The sequence below is a fragment of the Mesorhizobium sp. M2A.F.Ca.ET.039.01.1.1 genome (assembly GCF_003998035.1).
Lineage (GTDB): Bacteria > Pseudomonadota > Alphaproteobacteria > Rhizobiales > Rhizobiaceae > Mesorhizobium.
The window spans coordinates 1-3742 of sequence record NZ_RZRY01000622.1 but is presented as its reverse complement, the minus strand read 5'-3'; the positions used below and the strand labels follow the sequence as shown (position 1 = coordinate 3742).

3 protein-coding genes are annotated in these 3742 nt (G+C 63.1%); 1 reads left to right on the top strand and 2 read right to left on the bottom strand.

Annotation, left to right across the window (positions count from 1 at the left end):
* Positions 1 to 186: 186 nt before the first annotated feature.
* Both glnA and EOA24_RS30595 read right to left on the bottom strand, forming a co-directional pair.
* Entirely contained in the window at positions 187 to 1596 is a 1410-nt protein-coding gene (gene glnA / locus EOA24_RS30600; RefSeq protein WP_042642240.1) for a type I glutamate--ammonia ligase, read from the bottom strand.
* Positions 1597 to 1657: 61 nt separating this feature from the next.
* Complete coding sequence (locus EOA24_RS30595) at positions 1658 to 1996, bottom strand: P-II family nitrogen regulator (protein ID WP_018428041.1); 339 nt, start codon at positions 1994 to 1996, stop codon at positions 1658 to 1660.
* A gap of 346 nt (positions 1997 to 2342) precedes the next feature.
* Here EOA24_RS30595 and EOA24_RS30590 point away from each other — a divergent pair.
* The coding region (locus EOA24_RS30590; protein WP_127410416.1) for an NAD(P)H-hydrate dehydratase at positions 2343 to 3742 on the top strand (1400 nt) is incomplete at its 3' end.

The window sequence follows — 3742 nt, the reverse complement described above, 5'->3', positions numbered from 1 at the left end:
CAGCAACGCCAGGCGATTGAGCGCCGCGACCACTTTGGCGTGACTGCTGCTTCTGCAGTGGCGGACCGGCCGGATGCTGCATGGCTACGCTGGGTTTGCGGAAAGCCCTCCAATGGACTGCCCATGCGAAAACCCCGGCGAAACGCCGGGGTCCGTCTTTGTCGCCGATGCCGAGAAGTTCGGTCGTCAGACAGAATAGTACATGTCGTACTCGACCGGATGCGGGGTCATTTCGAAGCGCATCACCTCGGCCATCTTGAGCTCGATATACGCATCGATCTGATCGTCGTCGAAGACGCCGCCGGCCTTCAGGAATCCGCGATCCTTGTCGAGGTTCTGCAACGCCTCGCGCAGCGAGCCGCAGACGGTCGGGATCTTCTTCAGCTCCTTCGGCGGCAGGTCGTAGAGGTCCTTGTCCATCGGCTGTCCGGGATGGATCTTGTTCTTGATGCCGTCGAGGCCGGCCATCAGCATGGCGGCGAAACCGAGATAGGGGTTCGCGCCCGGATCGGGGAAGCGGACCTCGACGCGCTTCGACTTCGGCGAGGAGCCGAACGGAATGCGGCAGGAAGCCGAGCGGTTGCGCGCCGAATAGGCGAGCAGCACCGGCGCTTCATAGCCCGGCACCAGACGCTTGTAGGAGTTGGTGAGCGGGTTGGTGAAGGCGTTGATCGCCTTGGCGTGCTTGATGATGCCGCCGATGTAATAGAGGCAGGTTTCCGACAGGCCCGCATATTCGTTGCCGGCGAAGGTCGGCTTGCCGCCCTTCCAGATCGACTGGTGCACATGCATGCCCGAGCCGTTGTCGCCGAACACCGGCTTCGGCATGAAGGTGGCCGTCTTGCCGTAGGCATTGGCGACCTGGTGCACGACATACTTGTAGATCAGCATCTTGTCGGCGTTGCGCACCAGCGTGTCGAACTTGATGCCGAGCTCATGCTGGGCGGCGGCGACTTCGTGGTGGTGCTTCTCGACGCGCACGCCCATCTCGGCCAGCACGGTCAGCATTTCGGAACGCATGTCCTGGGCGGAATCGATCGGCGGCACGGGGAAGTAGCCGCCCTTGATGCGCGGGCGGTGGCCGAGATTGCCGGTCTCGTAGTCGGTGTCGTCATTGGACGGCAGTTCGGTGGAGTCCAGACGGAATCCGGTGTTGTAGGGGTCTGCCTTGTACTTCACGTCGTCGAACACGAAGAACTCGGCTTCGGGGCCGACATAGATGGTGTCGCCGATGCCTTCCGACTTCATGTAGGCTTCGGCCTTCTTGGCGGTACCGCGCGGATCGCGATTGTAGGCCTCGCCCGAGATCGGATCGAGGATGTCGCACAGGATGACCATGGTCGACTGCGCGAAGAACGGATCCATGTGGACGGTATCCGTGTCGGGCATCAGCACCATGTCGGACTCGTTGATAGCCTTCCAGCCAGCGATCGAGGAGCCGTCGAACATGACGCCATCGGCGAACATGTCTTCCTCGACCTCGACGACATCCATCGTCACATGCTGCAGCTTGCCGCGTGGATCGGTGAAGCGCAGGTCGACGAATTTCACATCATTGTCCTTGATCTGCTTCATGATGTCTTTGGCTGTCGTCATGTCATGTATCCCTGTGTGATGACGTGTTTTTGATGATGACGTTGCAGAAAGATGGAGGGCGTCAGATGGCGTCGATACCGGTCTCGCCGGTACGGATGCGCACGACTTCCTCTATGTTGGAAACGAAGATTTTTCCATCGCCGATACGGCCCGTTTGCGCCGCTTTCCGGATGGCCTCGATGGCGCCTTCAACGGCTTCGTCGCCGAGCACCACTTCGATCTTCACCTTGGGCAGGAAGTCGACGACATATTCGGCGCCGCGATAAAGCTCGGTATGCCCCTTCTGACGGCCGAAACCCTTGGCCTCGGTGACGGTGATGCCTTGCAGCCCGGCCTCTTGAAGCGCTTCCTTCACTTCGTCCAGCTTGAATGGCTTGATGATCGCTTCGATCTTTTTCATGTAAAAAATGGCCTCCACTGCCAAGAAGACGGGTTGTGTACCCCGCTTGCGCCTCCATCTAGCACGAACCGTGCCAATCCAGGGGGGAAGAATAGGTACAGGGCGTTTTCGATTCCGCATCGGGCCCGGATGCAAATTCGCGTCATCCGCTGCGCCGGATGCGGCATGGACGCCCAAACCCTATACATCGCCCCTCCTCAATCCTGCATAAAAAATGGGCAGGAAGCGCAAATAGCAATCGGACCCCTGTCGGATGCGGCCGCATCTGCAAACGATGCGCGGCCGCGGCGGTTTGCTTCGAACCGAAAACTGGACAATGCTTGATCGCACGGAGATCGGCAATCCCATGCGCAATGAACTTCTATCGACGGCCGAAATGGCCGAGGCGGACAGACTAGCGATCGCGGCCGGGCCGCTCGACGGCTACGGTTTGATGCAACGCGCCGGCGAAGCAGTCGCGACCCTGGTGCTGGCGCGCCACCCGGGCGCGAAGAGGGCGCATGTGCTGTGCGGCCCCGGCAACAATGGCGGCGACGGTTATGTCGTGGCGCGGCTGTTGGCCGAGGCTGGCGTCGATGTGGCTCTGTGGGCGTTGGGCGAACCGCGGCCAGGCAGTGACGCCGCGCTCGCGGCTGCCGCCTGCACCCTGGAGCGGCGACCGCTGTCGGCCCTCACGCCCGAAGACGGTTCGCTGGTCGTCGACGCGCTCTTTGGCGCAGGCCTGTCGAAACCGCTATCCGGCGACGCCAAGGCCGCGGTCGACATCGTGACAGGGATGAACCTGCCGGTTGTCGCGATCGACCTGCCTTCGGGCGTTTCCGCCGATAGCGGCGAAGTTCTCGGCTCGGCATTTCTCGCGGTCCTCACGGTGACCTTCGCGCGAAAGAAGCCCGGGCACCTGCTGCTGCCGGGCCGCGAGCGATGCGGCGAGATCGTGTTGGCCGATATCGGCATTCGCGACGAGATCATCGACGAGATCGCGCCAAGGACCCTCGAGAACCGGCCCGGGCTTTGGATCGCGAACTTTCCTACGCCGGCGGTCGACGCGCACAAATACAAGCGCGGCCATACGAGCGTCTTTTCGGGCGGCCCATTGGCTACCGGCGCGGCGCGGCTGTCGGCGTTGGCGGCCGCAAGAAGCGGGGCAGGGGCCGTCACCGTGCTCTCGCCGGCAAACGCCATGCAGGTCAACGCGGCGCATCTGACCTCCATCATGCTGCGCAAGGTCGACGCGATCGAGGACGTGCATGACCTGATCGGCGATCGCCGGCCGTCCAGCTTTGTCCTCGGCCCCGGCTTCGGCATCGGCGACAAGGCGCGCGATTTCACGCTCGCCGTGCTGGCCAGGAAGCGACAGGACGGCGGCGTCGAGGGCCTCGTGCTCGACGCCGACGGCATCACCTCCTTCCGCAATGGAGCCTCGACGCTGTTCGAGGCAGCCGGCAGACCGGATGCGCCAGCGTTGATCATGACGCCGCATGAGGGTGAGTTCGGCAGGCTGTTCGCGGACATTGCGGGCAACAAGGCGTTGTCGAAGCTCGCCAAGGCGCGCGAAGCCGCGCAGCGTGCCAACGCGGTGATCGTCTACAAGGGCGCCGACAGCGTGATCGCTGCGCCGGACGGCCGCGCCGCGATCAACGGCAATGGCGCGCCCTGGCTTGCCACCGCCGGTTCGGGCGACGTGCTGGCAGGCATCATCGCCGGCCTCCTTGCCCAAGGCATGCCGGGCTTCGAAGCGGCTTGCGC

What these genes read in the sequence shown, in the direction of transcription:
- glnA (WP_042642240.1), bottom strand. Translation starts at nt 1,596, where the DNA reads ATGACGACAGCCAAAGACATCATGAAGCAGATCAAGGACAATGATGTG.
- EOA24_RS30595 (WP_018428041.1), bottom strand. Translation starts at nt 1,996, where the DNA reads ATGAAAAAGATCGAAGCGATCATCAAGCCATTCAAGCTGGACGAAGTG.